The following is a 14,220-nucleotide window of genomic DNA, read 5'->3' on the forward strand; positions in this document are numbered from 1 at the left end:
GCCGGCGTCACTCGGGCAGCGTCAGCACGTGCTCGATCTGCACGTCGGCGCCGATCGGCGCGAGGACATCGAAGGGCCAGTGGTACCAGGCCGTGTACACCGCGCCGAACTTCGCCACGCCGCCCTCGACTTCGATCCACGTCTCCATCTCGGGGTCGAGCACGCCGATGCTCTCGAGCTGTGAGGCCATGCGAGTGCGCAACAGCTCACGTTCGCGGGCCTCCTTGCGATAGAGCTGGCGGCGCCCTGCGAAGGTGCTGCTGGTCTCTTCGAGCACGCGATAGGCCTCCTGCTTGATGAAGCTGACGCGGATGGCCTCGTAGCCCGCGTAGGCGGCCGCGACCAGGAGCACCACCACCGTCACGGAGACGACGTTGATGACACGTGGCTGTTTGTAGCGAACGGGCTGCACGGCTGGTCTCGCGGGGGGTGCTCGGCGCGGACGGCTTCGAATCCTCGGGCGGGTTCGACCTCGATGATAGGCGATCGCGCGGTCGGCCGGTCGACGCGGGTGGTGAGTCCGCACTGGGGCCGCTATGATGGCCGTCCACGCCTCGTGCACCACCTCCCCGCATACGTGGCGATCGAACGCTGGGTCGCAGGTCGCACCGTGGTCGTCGCCGCGCCCGTCGACACCGCCGGTGCGTTGCGCCTGCGCGACGCGGGCGCGCACGTCATCGTGGTCGGCGCGCTGCCGACCGCTGCGGGGCTGGAGTGTCGCGCCGGCATCCCCGAGCTGCCGCTCGCGGCACGCAGCGTCGACGCAGTGGTGTGCATCGAAGGCTTCACGGGGCTCGCCGCCGGCCAGCGCCAGCGCCTGCTCGCCGAGGCCAAGCGGGTGCTCCGCGACGACGGCCTGTGCGTGGTGTGGGCGCCGCAGTCGGCCGCTGCCGAGCTGGATTTCTGGGCGCTCGAACGAGAGCTGACGGTGGCGTTCGCGTCGGTGCAGATGATGGCGCAGATGCCCTGGCAGGGCTTCAGCCTGGCGCCGGTGCTCGACGGCGACGACTTCGTGCCGCCGATCGTCGTACGCGAGTCGCTGTTGAGCGCGGCGCCCGACGCCAGCCACTACCTCGCGCTCGCGGGCGGCGAGGCGGCGGGCGTCCGCATCCGCGAGCTGCTCGAGTGCGTGTTGGTGCCGCTGGGTGCCGTCGACGTGGTCGCGAGCGACGACGAGGACGACGCGATGCGGCGCGAGGCGGCGGAGCTGGCGGCCACGCGCGCGGCCGAGCAGCTGCGGGCATGGGAGGCCGAGCAGCTGCAGCAACGCGAGCTCGAGCAAGCCCGCGTGGTCGAGCGTGCGCGCAGTGAGGCGGCGCAGCAGCTGCGCGCCGAGACCACCGAGCAACTGCGCGTGCGTGCCGATGAGCTCGCCGAGGTGCGTGCACGGCTGGCCGAGCTCGATCAGCGCATGCGCCATCGCGGCGCCGAGCTCGAGGTCGCGCGCGCGCGCGAGGTCGCGCTCCAGCACAGCCTCGACGAGGCGCGGGCGTGGACGGAGAGCTCGGCCAACGAGCTGGCCGAGCTGCGCGGCAAGGCCGATGCGAAGATCGCCGAGCTGCGTGCCGGGCTCGAGCACGCCAAGGAGCAGCTGCGCACCCGCGAGACCGACGTCGCCGTGCTGACGCGTTCGGTCCACGAACTCGAGCAGTCGTCGCTGCGCAACGGTGAGCATGCCGAGGCCCGCGCGCGTGAGCTCGAGGAGCGGGCCCGCTCGCTTGCCGAGGCGCGCGCACGGCTCGAGGCGCTGCAGGAGGAGCGGGCGACGCTCGCACGTCAGCTCGAGGTCGTCGCGGTCGAGCGCGACGCAGCGCGTCAGCTGACCGCGCGCCTCGAGAACGAGCTCGAGCACCTGCGTCGCCGCGCCGAGGTTGCCGAGGAGCACCTCGGCGAGCGCTCCACGGAGGCCTCGCGGTTGGCGGCCGAGACTGCGATGCTGCGCGAGCGCGCCGACCAGCAGGAGCGAGCACTCGCCCACGCGCGCACCCGCGCCGACGAGGCCTTCGCCAGCGCGGTGCACTCTGCGGAGCAAGGGCGTGTGCAGGCCGAGCTGGCGATCGATCGCGATCGTCTGCGCGAGGAGATCGCGCGCCGCACCACCGCCCTGGAGAAGCTCGAGGAGCGGCTGTGGGGCGCGCGCGACGAGGCCCAGCGGGAGCGCATCGAGGTCGTCAAGCTCGGCGCCGAGCTCGAGCGCGTGCGTGAGCAGCTCGAGCGATCGCGACAGGTCGAGCTGGCCCGCACTGCAGATCTCGAGCGCATGGCCGCGGAGCTGCGCCGCTTCGAGGTCGAGCGTGGCGATGCGATTGCCGCCGTGCACACTCGCGACGACGAGATCGCTCGTCTGCGGCGCGAGCTCGACGCGATGGCGTCGCGCTCCGACGACATGCACAAGCTTCGCGCGGAGCTCGAGCACCGCGCACGCGAGCTGGTCGAGGTCGGCGGCACGCTCGAGCAGGTGCGCGCCCGCGAGGCCGACCTGCAGAAGCTGCTGCGACGCCGAGAGCAGCAGCTGGTCGATGCCGGCGCCGAGCTCGAGCGCATGCGCACCGATCTCGATCAGGGCGCCGCGCTGACCAGCGGTCTGCAGAGCGAGCTCGAGGTACGCATGCTCGAGCTCGAGCAGCTCGCGGCCGGCGTCAGCAATCTGCAGCAGCAGGTCGAGGCGCTGCGACTCGAGCGCAACGAGGCCGATGCCCGCGCGGTCGACCTGCAGCAGCAGCTCGAGCAGCTCGCGGCCGAGCGCGAGCTGCTGCGACGACACCTGCGCGAGCGCGAGCAGGAACTCGCCGACGTCGCCTCGGCGCAGGAGTCGAACGGTGCCGAGCTGTTCTTGCTGCGGCGTGAGCTCGAGACCGTCGCCGAGTCGAACGAGCGCCTCAGCACGACACTACGTCAGAACGCACCGCTGACGGACAACGCGCTCGAGGCCCGCGCGAAGGACTGGCCCGACGAGGCACTCGCCGAGATCATGCGGCTCCGGACCGAGCTCGCCGCGCGGGGCGAGGCCGAGCTGCAAGCCGCCCGTGGTGAGGACGCGGGCAGCGAGCGCGTGCGCGTGCGGCAGCTGCAGCTCGAGCTCGAGATCCGCGCGCAGGAGCACGAGCAGGTGCTGGCCCAGCTCGACGCTGCCGAGCAGCGCATCTGGGAGATGACCGACGCCAGCGACCGCAACGCTGCGCGCCTTGCCGCGGGGCTCGCCCAGCTGGAGAAGCAGCGCGAGCAGTTCGACGACACCCTCGAGGAACTCGAGATCACCCGCGGGTTGCTCGCGGCGGCGCAGGCCCGCAACGTCGAGCAGGAGCGGTTGCTGGCCAGCGAGCGCGCCAAGCTGGCGCGAGTCGGTGGCGACGCGAGCCTGGAGCTCGACGGCGTCGAGGCGCTGTTCGCCGATCTCGACGAGGCCGATCGCACCAAGGACGTGGCGCCGATCCTGCTGCCGACCAAGGCCACGCTGGCCCAGGCTGCAGAGCGGCGCGCGGACGCGGTGCCGACCGCGGTCGCCGATGGCGGCACACCCGTCGGTGGTCACGCGAGCTCGAGCAGCAGCTCGGGCAGTCGGCCGATCGAGCTCCGCAGCGCACCGCGCGTGGTGGTCGAGCCGCTGGAGGACGACGCGTGGCGTGATCCCGAGTCGAAGGAGCAGTGAGCGCGGCGCGGCGTGCCGCACCGACGACCCCGCCGGCGGCCCGTGCGGCCGCGTTCCAGACGGGCACGCGAGAGAGGACTTGACGCCGGCGCGCCGGAGTCCTAGTTTCCCCCCGCCGCGACCTCGCGAGGGTGGCGAAATTGGTAGACGCGCACGGTTCAGGTCCGTGTGTCTCACGACGTGGGGGTTCGAGTCCCTTCCCTCGCACAAGCCGCTGGCTGCTCGACGAGCCCTCCTCAGGAGGGCGCCGAACGCTTCCCGACTGCGGAACCGAGGCGCCCCCCGAGCGGAGGACCGTCGGCGCGTCAGAGCGTTTCGATCTTCGAAACCGCGATGGACGGTCCGCTCATGTGGATGCCGAAGCCATCGGACGCGACGTTGCCGTGTACCCGCACGCGCGCGCCGGGTTCGACCTTCACGTCGCCGTCGAGGCGGTACACCGCGCCGTCTTCGGCGACCAGCTCGAAAAAGCCGCCCTCGAGGTCGTTGCGCCGCACGGTGCCGGTGAACTTCGACATACGCCGGCAAGTGTACCGCATCCGTGACGGTGGGCTAATCTGACCGCCGCCGTGGACGCTCGCTGCTGCTGGATCGGGCTGCTCGTTGCGGTCGCATGCGGTGGGTCGTCGCACGCGACGCCGAGCATCGATGGGGCGCAGCCGGCGAGCGAGCGCGCAGATGGCGAGCCCTCGACGAATGCGCCGCCGTGGCCGTCGTGGCCATCGTGGAGCGACAGCCCGTGGCCATCGGCGTCGGCGCGCGCCGACGCGATCGCTACGGAGCTCGCGCGCGCCAGCGAGGAGCTCACGGCGGTTCCCACCGATCCCGCGGCGCGCGACGAGCTGGCGCGGACCATCGCGCGCGTCGGTGGTCGCGATGCCGCGTCGCAGCTGCTGGCGATGCTGGCCGCCCAGCCCGAGCCTTCGCCCGCGTTCACGGCCGCGATCGGCCTGCTCGAACCACAGCCCGATCGGCCCGGCGAAGCGCCGTCGCCCCGCGGCGCGTGGGCAGGGCTCGAGCAGGCGTTGTGGCTGCACTACGCGCTGGACGACTCGTCGGTGCGCATGCGCGCGACCAGCTTCGCGCTGGCGCGCATCGGCGGGGTTGCGAGCCAGGCTGGGTTCGCGGCCGAGATCGCGGCGAGCGACGACGACGACGCGCGCCGTGGCGCGGTGTTCGATGCGATCGGGATCCTCTGCGCGCGTCGAGTGCCCCTGCAGGGTGACGCGCTGCCGGGCCTGGCGCAGGCGCTCGAGCACGGTGCGCCGGCGGTGCGGCAGGCTGCACTGGCCGCGCTGGCCCGCTGCGTGCCGCCCTCGGCCGAGGCGTTCGCGGGTGACGAGCGCGCCGCGTGGGTGCAACGACTCGAACGCATCGTCGCCGCCGACGACGACGAGTCGGCGCGGCTGGCCTGGCGCGCGTTCGCGGCGCTCGGTGAGGCACCCGCGGCGATTCCAGCATCCATCCTCGGCATGCCCGCGCCCGCGTGGACGGTCGAGGTCGAGGCCGTGCGCGCGCTCGCAGCCTCCGAGGCGACGCGGAGCGAGCTGGTCGAACGGCTCGCGAAGCTCCCGCTCGATCAGCAGGTCGGTACCCGCGTGAACGTGGTGTGGGTGGCATTGTCGTCGTTGCGTCGCGCCGCCGATGCGATGCCCAGCAGCATCGCGTCGCTGCAGCCGCTGCGTCGGGCACTGGCGTCGGCCCGCGCCGAGCTGCCGCGACGACGCTTCGAGCTCGCGATCCTCCGTTGCGAAGCCGAGGTGCTGGCGGCGATCGCCGATGGCTCGGTCGCGACGCTCGGGACCTGCGCCCGCGACGACCGCGAGCTCGTCGCGCCGAGCTATGCGGCGTCGCTGTCGGTCGAGGCCCTGGCCGCGATGGGGCGCGCGTCGGCGATGCGTGTGCGCGCCGATGGTCTCATGGAGCTGGCGGTCGACGAGCGGCCCGGGGTCGCGGCGGCGGCCCTCTCGGCCCTCGCGGACCTCGAAGATCCACGGGTCAACCCGCTGCTTCGTGAGGCGCTGCTGCGCGCCGACGCTGGCGTGCTCGCGGCGGCCGCGGGCGCCATCGCGGCGCGGGCGGCCGATCGCGGTCGGCGGGATCCCGAGGCCGTGCCCGCCCTCGAGGCGTTGGTGGGTCGCGCCGATGCGCGTGACACCCTCGAGGCGCGCCTGGCCGCCGTGGAGGCCCTCGGGGCGCTCGCGCGCAGCACCGGTGCGGCGGTCGGCGAGCTGCAGCGCGACGGTGCCGCGATCCCCAAGCTCGCGATGGATGGCGATGACGCGCGCGCATGGTTGCAGCGGGTCGTGGTGCCGCTCGCCGCCGATCGCCACGACGCAGTGCGTCGCGCGGCGTGGCTCGCGTTGGCGGGGCACGACGACCTGCGTGAGGCGTTCGCCCTGGCGGTCCCGCGTCGCTTCGACCACGGCTTCGCGCCCGAGGTCGAAGCTGCGGCCGCGGCCGCCGGCGCGGAGGCGGTCGCAGGTCTGCGCGTGCACACCGGCGCCGGTGTGTTCGAGATCTCGTTCGACGGTTCACCGGCTCCGATCGCACGGGCCAACCTGGTGGCGCTCGCGCGCGCAGGCTACTTCGACGGCTTGCGATTCCACCGCGTCGTGCCCGGCTTCGTCGTGCAGGGCGGCGACCCCCGCGGCGACGGCTACGGCGGACCGGGCTGGGTGGTGCCGTGCGAGTGGTCCGAGCTTCGCTACGAGCGTGGCACCGTCGGCATCGCGCTCGCGGGCAAGGACACCGGCGGCTCGCAGTTCTTCGTCACGCACACGCGCCAGCCCCACCTCGACGGACGCTTCCCCGTGGTGGGTCGCGTGCGCGAGGGCATGGAGGTCGTCGATGCGCTCCTGCCCCAGGACGTGATCGAGCGCGTCGAGGTGATTCCCGCCGCGGTGTCGTCGCCGTGAGCGGCTCGTTGTGGCTGATCGGCGGCCTCGATCCCACCGGCGGCGCCGGGGTCGGTCGCGACGAGGCCACTGCGATCGCGCTCGCACCGGCGCTACCGCGCCACGTGGTGATCACGTCGTACACCGAGCAGGGCGATGGACGTCCCGCGCGCGGGCACGCGGTCGCGGCGAACCGCCTGCGCGAAGCCCTGGCGAACCTCGATCGGCCGCTGGCGATCAAGCTCGGGTTGCTTCCGGCGTCGCTGGTCGAGATCGTCGACGCGACGCTGGCGGAGCACGCGGCCCCGTGCGTGCTCGACCCTGTGCTGCGTGCCAGCGACGGCGGCGACATGGGTGCGTCGGTCGAGGCGCTGCGGGGTTTGGTGCGGCGGGTCGAGCTGGTCACGCCGAACGGCGACGAGGTGCTCGCGATGTTCGGCTGCGCGCCCGCGGCGGTCACGACCGCGATGCTGCGTCCTTGGGGCGACGCGGCGTGGTTGCTCAAGGATTGCGAGCCGGGCCCGCGGGTGCGGGACCGATTGCTCGACGCGGATGGCGAGACCTCGTTCGTGCGGCCCCGGGTGATGGGCCCCGATCCCCGCGGCACCGGCTGCGCGCTCGCGACCGCCATCGCCTGCGGGCTCGCAGGCGGGCACTCGTTGGTGGCGGCGTGCCGCGATGCGATCGCCTGGCTCGACGACGCACGCACGCGCGTCACGCCCGGACCCGACGGTCGCGCTCACCTCGCTTGAGGTGGCTCCGACTCTGGCGCGAGGATCAGCTCGGTCAGCTTGGGCAGGCTCGCCAGCCGGGCGGCACCGGCGGGGGTGACCACCGTCGCGCTGACGTCGAGACGGCGCAGCTGCACGAGCTTCAACAGCGGCTCGATCGCCGCGTCCGTGACGAGCGTGTGATCGAGCCGCAGCGACTCCAGCGTCACCAGCTGACCGAGGTGCACGGCGCCGGCATCGACCACGTCGGTGTGATCGAGCATCAGATGCCGCAGGTTGCCCAGTGTGGCGAGGTGCGCAAGCCCGCGATTGGTCACGCGGGTCTGCGACAACACCAACGTCTCGAGCCGCGTGAGCCCGGCGAACGCCGCAAGCCCGACGTCGGAGATCTGCGTGCCTGCGAGGTCGAGCTCGCGCAGTGCGTGGAGGTTGCCGATCTCCGCCGCGGCGTGGTCGTCGACGGCAGGCGCGTGGAGCCGCAGGCGCTCGAGCCACACCAGCGAGCCGAGGTGCTCCATGCGGCCGTCGGCGAAGTCGCCCGAGAGCTCGAGCCAGCGCAGCGTCGGGACCTGCTGGAGCGCATCCAGGCCGGCCGTGCCGATGTCACGATCGACCAGCTTCAGCTGCTTCAGGGCCGGTAGGCGCGCGAGCGCGGCGAGCCCAGGCCCCGACACGCTCGAGCGCAGCAGCTCGAGCACTTCGACGCTCTCGCAGTGACGCAGCGTGTGCAGTCCGCCGTCGCCGAAGCGCGGGCAGTCGCAGCTGAACTTCACGACCGGGAGCTCGCGAAAGTACAGCGGGCTGTTGTCGTTGAAGGTGTCGCCCGCCCAGGAGATCTCCCGCAGGCGCGACAGCGGCTTGATTTGGTTGAGCGAGAAGTTGCCGATCCGCGTGTCGTCGAGCTCGAGCACCTCGAGTGACTCGACCTTCGACAACGAGAGCATGGCGTCGTGACCGGCCCAGCGGCCGACCAACCGCGCACGCGTCAGCGTTCGCGGCCACAGATCGAGCGCGCGCTCGAGCACCGTGCCGCGCGTCAGTTCGAGCACCGTCACCTCGCGCAGGGCGAGCGCTTCGAGCGGCTCCAGCTCGAGCTTCTCCGGGGTCGTCACGCGTACCAGCTCGAGTCGGCGCAGGCCGGACAGGGTCGCGAGTGCAGCGACGATGCCCGGATCGAGCTCGAGCTCGGCGAGCGTGAGCTGCTCGATCTGGGTGGCGCCGGCGAGTGCCGCCGCCAGGTTGGCGCAGCCCGAGATCCGCAGCGAGCGCAGCTTGGGCGCTCGCGCCAAGACCTCCGGCAGATCGACCGACGTGCACACGTCGGTCGCGTCGAGCTCGTCGAGCTGCCCGAGGCGATCGTCGAGGGCGAACGCGAGGTCGAGCCCGGTCACGTCGTCGAGGACGCGCTGCGACAGTGCGCGGCCGTGCTGGACCGCCAGCGTTCCGCGCGGTGGACCGTCGTCGACGACCGGTGGCACCGCCTCGACCGGCGCGGCGAAACCCGTGCTGCCGCTCGCAGGTTCGGCCGCCGGGTCATCGCCGCAGTTGCAGCCGGCCAGCCAGAGCATGCCGGCTGCGAGGAGACGCGGACCCACGACCCGAAGCTCTACCGCGAACCGAACACCGGCCACCGCCTTAAACCCCCGGCGGGATCGCGGGCTGCGCGTCGGGCGCACCCCGCGGGGCATCACCGTCGTAGGAGCGTTGTTAGGGCCTATCTGAACGATGTTCCGCGAATTTCGGCCGGGCGCCCGCGTGATTGACGCAACCCAGTCGTTTATGTACAACCCGCCCCGACGGCTGTTGCCCCGGGTGGGGTCCGCCGCGAGGGAGTCAGGTCCAGAACCATGGGAACGAATAGGATCGAGCGCGTGCTCCGGCACGACGGGATCGTCGCCGTCCTCGATATGACCGCCGAACAGGCTACGAACGGTGATTCGGGGTGGGTCGGGGAGGAGCGCTGGCAGCCGATCGTCATGGAGGCCGTCAAGCTGCGGCAGATTGCCAACGAGCCCGCGGTTCGCGTGCTCGTCGGGGATCACGCAGTCCTGGTCTCCGGCGACGAGAAGCACGTGGTCGGCGTGGTCTTCATCAAGGGCCATCCGGTCGTGAAGTCGGTGGTGCGCATGGTGCGGCAGCTGCTGCGCTCGCCAAACGCGCTGCCCGACGGCTTCTGATCGGTGCGGCGCCGCCTGACTGCGGACGGTGCGCCCGTCCGCAGTCCGGTGGATGATCGGCCTGTGAACCTGGTCGAGCAACTCGCGCAGGTGGTCGGTGACGCTGGCCTCCTGCAGGAACCCGCCGACCTCGGCACCTACGGCAGCGACCGCTGCCGGGGACCGTGGTCGGCGTCGCCGTCCGTCGTCGTGCTCCCTGGCTCGGTGGAGCAGGTGCGTGAAGTCGTGCGCGTGGTCGCGGCGGCCGGCGGCGCGATCGTGCCCTCGGGTGGGCGCACGGGTCTGTGTGGTGGCGCCACGGCCACCCGCGGTGAAGTCGTGGTCTCGCTCGAACGGATGCGTCGCATCGATCCGGTCGACGTCGCGGCGAGGGTCGTGCGCTGCGAGGCCGGTGCGACCGTCGAGGCGGTGCAGCTGGCAGCGGCCGCGCACGAGCTGATCTATCCCGTCGATTTCGCGGCCAAGGGCAGCGCGCAGATCGGCGGGAGCATCGCGACCAATGCCGGCGGTGTGAAGGTGCTGCGCTACGGCTCCACGCGTGCGTGGGTCAGTGGGCTCGAGGTCGTGACCGCGAACGGCGATCTCCTCGAGCTGGGTGGCGCGCTGGTGAAGGACAACACCGGCTACGATCTGCGGCAGCTCTTCATCGGTGCCGAGGGCACGCTCGGGATCGTCGTCGCCGCGACGCTCCGACTGACGCGTCCGCCCGCGGGCGTGGTGGTCGCGTTGGTGGCGGTGCCCGATGACGCATCGATCTTGCGGCTGTACGAGCGGGTGCAGCGAGGCATCACGTTGCAGGCCTTCGAGTACCTCGAGCACGGCTGCCTTCGGCACGTGATGTCCCATCGCGGACGCGAGCACGCCGGACCCTTCGAAGCGCCGAGCCATGCCTACGTGCTCGTCGAGGCCGAGCATGCCGAGGGTGAGTCGGAGGCCCAGCTGCGCGAGCGCATGATCGAGCTGTTCGCGGCTGCCGCCGCGGCCGGCGAGATCGAAGACGCGGTGGTCGCGACCACTGCGGCGCAGGCGCGGGATCTATGGTCGCTGCGCGAAGACGTGAGCGAGTCGTTGCATCGCCATCGTCCGCACAAGAACGACGTGGCGCTTCCGCTCTCGGCGCTGTTGGCGTTCCTCGCGGCGTGGCGTCCGCTGGTCGCGGAGCACCTACCCGGTGCGGAGGCGCTGTCGTTCGGCCACGTCGGCGACGGCAACCTCCATCTCAACGTGCTGCCTCCGCTCGCGCAGGACCACGGCGCGTTCATGGTCGCGTGCGAACGCTACGACGACGCGACCTACGCGCTGGTCGAGCGCCACGGTGGCAGCATCTCCGCCGAGCACGGCGTCGGACTGCTCAAGCGCGAACATCTGCACCACAGTCGCTCACCGGCGGAGCTCGCGATGATGCGCGCGATCAAACGGGCGCTCGATCCGACCGCGCTCTTCAACCCGGGTAAGGTCCTCGGTTGACCGTCGGTCGCGAACCTGCCGTAAATGGTCGGGTGACCTTTTTCCATGGCTCGCGTCTCGGTTCTGCGCTCGTGCTGGTGTTCGCGTGCTCGTTCGACTCGTCCGGCAGCGGCGGCGGATCGGGGGATGCGGGCAGCACGGGCGGTAGCGGCAGCGCGTCCTCCACGAGCGCCACGGTGGGCGACTCGTCGACGGCGGCGTCACTGGACGGTTCGGCCAGTGCTTCGGCCAGCACGACGGCCGGCACCACGGCGAGCACCACGGCCGGGACCACGGACGGCACGACCACGGCGACCGGCGATGGTTCGTCGAGCACGTCGGGCAGCGCCAGCAGCGATGGCGGCAGCACGGCGGGCGACGGCAGCTCGAGCACCGGCGGTCAGCCTGCGACGTATCACCTGCAGCACGGCGATCAGACCGCCTGCGATGATCCGCTGTGGTGCTACTTCAACGGCAATGTGCTGAGCCCCGCCGGCGATCCCATCGAGGGGCAGGAGTGCTTCACGGCGCCGATCAGCCCGCCGTTCGAGCTGCTCTCGATGCACTACTCGGTGGCGGCGGTGCACACCGATCTGGAGGACTTCGAGCTCCGCGTCTACGAGCGTGATGGCGGTGGCCCCTCCAACCTCATCGAGCAGGTGGTGCTGACGCAGCTCGACGCGTCGCCGATGGAACACGACTACGAGTTCGCGGCGCCGATCCAGATCGATACGCAGGAGTTCTGCATCGGCTTTGCCACCACGGCGCCCGGGCTCGCTTCCGCGCTGGGCATGGCCGTCGACACCGACTCCACGGTCGGGGATGCCTCGTTCTTTCGTATGGAGGGCAACGGTGCTTGCAACGTTCCGGACTGGGAGGACGTGGTGAGCTTTCAGCCCAATCCCTTCGGGAATTGGTGCATGGACGCGGAGATCCGCGAGATTCCCTGATCCGGCGCGAACGCCGACGCCCGTGACGCGTGCGCGTGCGTTGCTATCCTCTGCGCACTTGGCCTGGTTGTTCGAGTTGCTGCGGCTGGTCTTCGAGCCCCGCGCTTCCTCTGCGATCGCTGCGTTGCTGGTCGGGCAGCCGAGCCTCGCCACGGAGCTCACGCACATCTGCCGACGCGAGTCGCACTGTCGCGTGGTCGCGGCACATCCGGCCGATGCGTGGGCGGGGGCCTCGATGCGGCGCAACGCGATCCGCGTGGGCTGGCTCGATCCACGCTGCCCGTTCCACCACGGTGACCCCGAGCGCTTCTCGACCCGCGGCACGCACGGTCTGAGCGCGGCCTACAGCCTGCGGTTCCTCGGTGACTGCCTGCCGCCCGAGGTGCTCGACGTGCCGATGGTGTCGGCGATCGCCGCGGCGCGTCGGGCCCAGGCGCAGTGTCGACATCACGGCGCGTGCACGGTCGAGGCGCGACACCGGCTGTGGGCGGGCGCCAACCGAACGCCGCGGCCGCGCGAGCTCAGCCGGCGCCGGGCTCCGGCGCGGCCGCGCCGGCGGGTGGCAGCACCAACGCCTGCTGCTGGGGCGTCAACGGCTGGTTGAGGATCACCTCGACCTTGGTGCGCGCCCAGTCCTCGTCGACGGTCGAGACGACCACGCGGTACTGCTTGCCGTCGATCAGCAGTCGGGCGGCGCGGTTGAACCACGAGTAGACCGTCGCATTGCCACCGGGTGCATCGACCTTGGGCTCACCGGGCAGCGTGAGACCGACGTAGGCGAGCGCGGTCGCGGGTGCGAACGGTCCGCTCGCGCCGAGCAGCCCGTCGAACGCGACCGCGGTGGCCTTGCCGTCCTCGTACTCGATGCCGACCGCCTTGAACGCACCATTCTTGTCGCCGTAGCGCTGCATCGCGAAGGCGCACTGGAACCACGTGCGCTCGGGCAGGTAGCGCACGCACGACTTGCGAGCCATGCCCTTGCCCAGCGGCTCGGCGAGCTGCGCCTCGACCTCGGCCGGTGACTTGCCGAGCAGTCCGGCCAGGGGCAGCGGCCCGTCGCCGACGGTGGCGAGCGGCTGGTCGGGCGCCGCCTTGGCGTCGGGACCGGTCCCTGCCTTGGTGTCCGGCGTCTTGCTGTCCGGTGTCTTGCTGTCCGTCACCGGCGGCACCTGCTGGGGAACCGGTGTCTTGCCGTCGAGCTTCGCGGCGGTACCCGGGGGCCGCTCGTCCGCACAGCCGCTCGCTGCCAGGGCAGCCAACACGAAGACCATGGTCGACCAACGATCGCGCACGCAGCGAGGCATCGGTCCCGACCGTACCCCCAAATCGGTCGCGCGCGCAGCTTCACGGGTACGATCCCGCGAACCCGGCGCATGCGGTCGCGCCCGAGCCGTCGTTGCCTGGCTTCGCCGCGGGCTGCTACGCTGCGTCCGCGCCCGTAGGCGAGCCTGGCGGAATTGGTAGACGCGCTGGATTTAGGTTCCAGTGTCCTCGCGGCGTGGGGGTTCGAGTCCCCCGGCTCGCACTACGGATCCTTGGTGCGCGCCAGCGAAGGCGGCGGCGCGGCGCTGCGATGGATCTCGAGATCCAGGCTGAACAGGTGCTCGTCCACGGTGAAGACGATGCGGTGGCCATGCTCCTCGACCTTGCCGAGGAAGCCGCGCTGGTCGAGGTGCACGCGCTCGCTCGGCCGTGTCCGCCACCAGCTGTCGCGACGACTGCGAACCGTGAGCTCGTGCTCGAGCACCAGCTCCGGCGCGGGCTGGCCACGCTTGGCGGTGCCGACCAGACGCGGCGTCGCATCGAGGCTCAGCGCGATCTCCAGCTCACCGCCCTCGAGCCGCACGGTCTGATCGACGGTCGCGTTCATGCCGAGGATGGTCGTGACGACCGGCTGCGACAGCACCTTGCCGACCGCATCGGTGTCGGGATCGGGCGCGCCGACCTGCAGCTGATCATCCGGGTACAGCCGCAGCGTCGCGCGCACCTGCACCGCCTGCGGATTCGAGAGCTCGTGGGAGAATTCCTGCGTCGGGGCGTCGCCGACCAGCTGCGCCACGTTGGCCTTCCCGACCCGGACCTCGGGCGGCGGGGAGAAATCGATCGCGCGTGTCACCACCAGGATCGCGCCGGCGACCACCACGAGGTATCCGTTCCTGCGTGACCACGCGAAGGCGCGGCGCAGGCGTCCGTGACGGGCTGCGGGCTGCGCCGATGCATCGGCCTCGCCGTCGCACGCATCGCCCATGACGCACGACGCGTCGGCATCGGCGTCGACGTCGGTTGGGATCTCGCCAGGCTCGTCCACAGCCCGCCGAAGCTGGCACAGCGCCGAGACGGCCACCAAGTTCCCGGCGAATTCCGCGGGGC

At 71.7% G+C, this 14,220-nt stretch carries 12 protein-coding genes and 2 tRNA genes; 9 read left to right on the plus strand and 5 right to left on the minus strand.

Annotated features, from left to right (window positions below):
- Positions 1-7 precede the first annotated feature (7 nt).
- The gene (locus IPH07_38180) at positions 8-412 is read right to left on the minus strand and encodes a hypothetical protein (protein MBK6923281.1); all 405 of its coding nucleotides are present in this window, start codon (positions 410-412) and stop codon (positions 8-10) included.
- 165 nt (positions 413-577) lie between these two features.
- Here IPH07_38180 and IPH07_38185 point away from each other — a divergent pair, with 165 nt between their 5' ends.
- Entirely contained in the window at positions 578-3,649 is a 3,072-nt protein-coding gene (locus IPH07_38185) for a methyltransferase domain-containing protein (protein ID MBK6923282.1), read from the plus strand.
- Between the two features lie 125 nt (positions 3,650-3,774).
- Positions 3,775-3,856: transfer RNA gene (locus IPH07_38190), tRNA-Leu, on the plus strand.
- Positions 3,857-3,954: 98 nt separating this feature from the next.
- Here IPH07_38190 and IPH07_38195 read toward each other — a convergent pair.
- Positions 3,955-4,167 (minus strand): hypothetical protein, encoded by a 213-nt coding sequence (locus tag IPH07_38195; GenBank protein ID MBK6923283.1) that lies wholly within the window; start codon positions 4,165-4,167, stop codon positions 3,955-3,957.
- A gap of 1,749 nt (positions 4,168-5,916) precedes the next feature.
- Between IPH07_38195 and IPH07_38200 the strand changes: the two genes are divergently transcribed.
- Together IPH07_38200 and IPH07_38205 are read left to right on the plus strand one after the other, a co-directional pair.
- Entirely contained in the window at positions 5,917-6,567 is a 651-nt protein-coding gene (locus tag IPH07_38200; protein ID MBK6923284.1) for a peptidylprolyl isomerase, read from the plus strand.
- Positions 6,564-7,298 (plus strand): bifunctional hydroxymethylpyrimidine kinase/phosphomethylpyrimidine kinase, encoded by a 735-nt coding sequence (locus IPH07_38205; GenBank protein ID MBK6923285.1) that lies wholly within the window; start codon positions 6,564-6,566, stop codon positions 7,296-7,298. Before IPH07_38200 ends, IPH07_38205 begins: the two co-directional genes overlap by 4 nt.
- Here the strand turns inward: IPH07_38205 and IPH07_38210 are convergent.
- On the minus strand, positions 7,286-8,872 hold the full coding sequence (locus IPH07_38210; protein ID MBK6923286.1) for a hypothetical protein: 1,587 nt from the start codon (positions 8,870-8,872) through the stop codon (positions 7,286-7,288). The genes IPH07_38205 and IPH07_38210 overlap by 13 nt on opposite strands.
- Before the next feature lie 276 nt (positions 8,873-9,148).
- Here IPH07_38210 and IPH07_38215 point away from each other — a divergent pair, with 276 nt between their 5' ends.
- The 4 genes from IPH07_38215 to IPH07_38230 all read left to right on the plus strand — a co-directional run bounded on the left by IPH07_38215 (position 9,149) and on the right by IPH07_38230 (position 12,454).
- On the plus strand, positions 9,149-9,454 hold the full coding sequence (locus IPH07_38215; protein MBK6923287.1) for a hypothetical protein: 306 nt from the start codon (positions 9,149-9,151) through the stop codon (positions 9,452-9,454).
- A gap of 63 nt (positions 9,455-9,517) precedes the next feature.
- A complete protein-coding gene (locus tag IPH07_38220; protein MBK6923288.1) occupies positions 9,518-10,921 on the plus strand; it encodes an FAD-binding oxidoreductase in 1,404 nt (467 codons plus the stop codon).
- Positions 10,918-11,850, plus strand: a complete 933-nt coding sequence (locus IPH07_38225; GenBank protein ID MBK6923289.1) for a hypothetical protein — start codon at positions 10,918-10,920, stop codon at positions 11,848-11,850. Before IPH07_38220 ends, IPH07_38225 begins: the two co-directional genes overlap by 4 nt.
- 58 nt (positions 11,851-11,908) lie before the next feature.
- Positions 11,909-12,454, plus strand: coding sequence for a hypothetical protein (locus tag IPH07_38230; protein ID MBK6923290.1), 546 nt, complete (start codon positions 11,909-11,911; stop codon positions 12,452-12,454).
- On the opposite strand, the gene IPH07_38235 is transcribed toward IPH07_38230, so the two are convergent.
- A complete protein-coding gene (locus IPH07_38235) occupies positions 12,372-13,154 on the minus strand; it encodes a hypothetical protein (protein MBK6923291.1) in 783 nt (260 codons plus the stop codon). The two genes, IPH07_38230 and IPH07_38235, sit on opposite strands and share 83 nt — an antisense overlap.
- Before the next feature lie 138 nt (positions 13,155-13,292).
- Between IPH07_38235 and IPH07_38240 the strand changes: the two genes are divergently transcribed.
- Positions 13,293-13,375: transfer RNA gene (locus tag IPH07_38240), tRNA-Leu, on the plus strand.
- On the opposite strand, the gene IPH07_38245 is transcribed toward IPH07_38240, so the two are convergent.
- The gene (locus IPH07_38245) at positions 13,376-14,158 is read right to left on the minus strand and encodes a hypothetical protein (GenBank protein MBK6923292.1); all 783 of its coding nucleotides are present in this window, start codon (positions 14,156-14,158) and stop codon (positions 13,376-13,378) included.
- Between the last annotated feature and the right edge of the window lie 62 nt (positions 14,159-14,220).

The organism is Deltaproteobacteria bacterium, assembly GCA_016709225.1.
In the GTDB taxonomy this organism is placed as follows: Bacteria; Myxococcota_A; Polyangia; order Nannocystales; family Nannocystaceae; genus Xiheibacterium; species Xiheibacterium phototrophicum.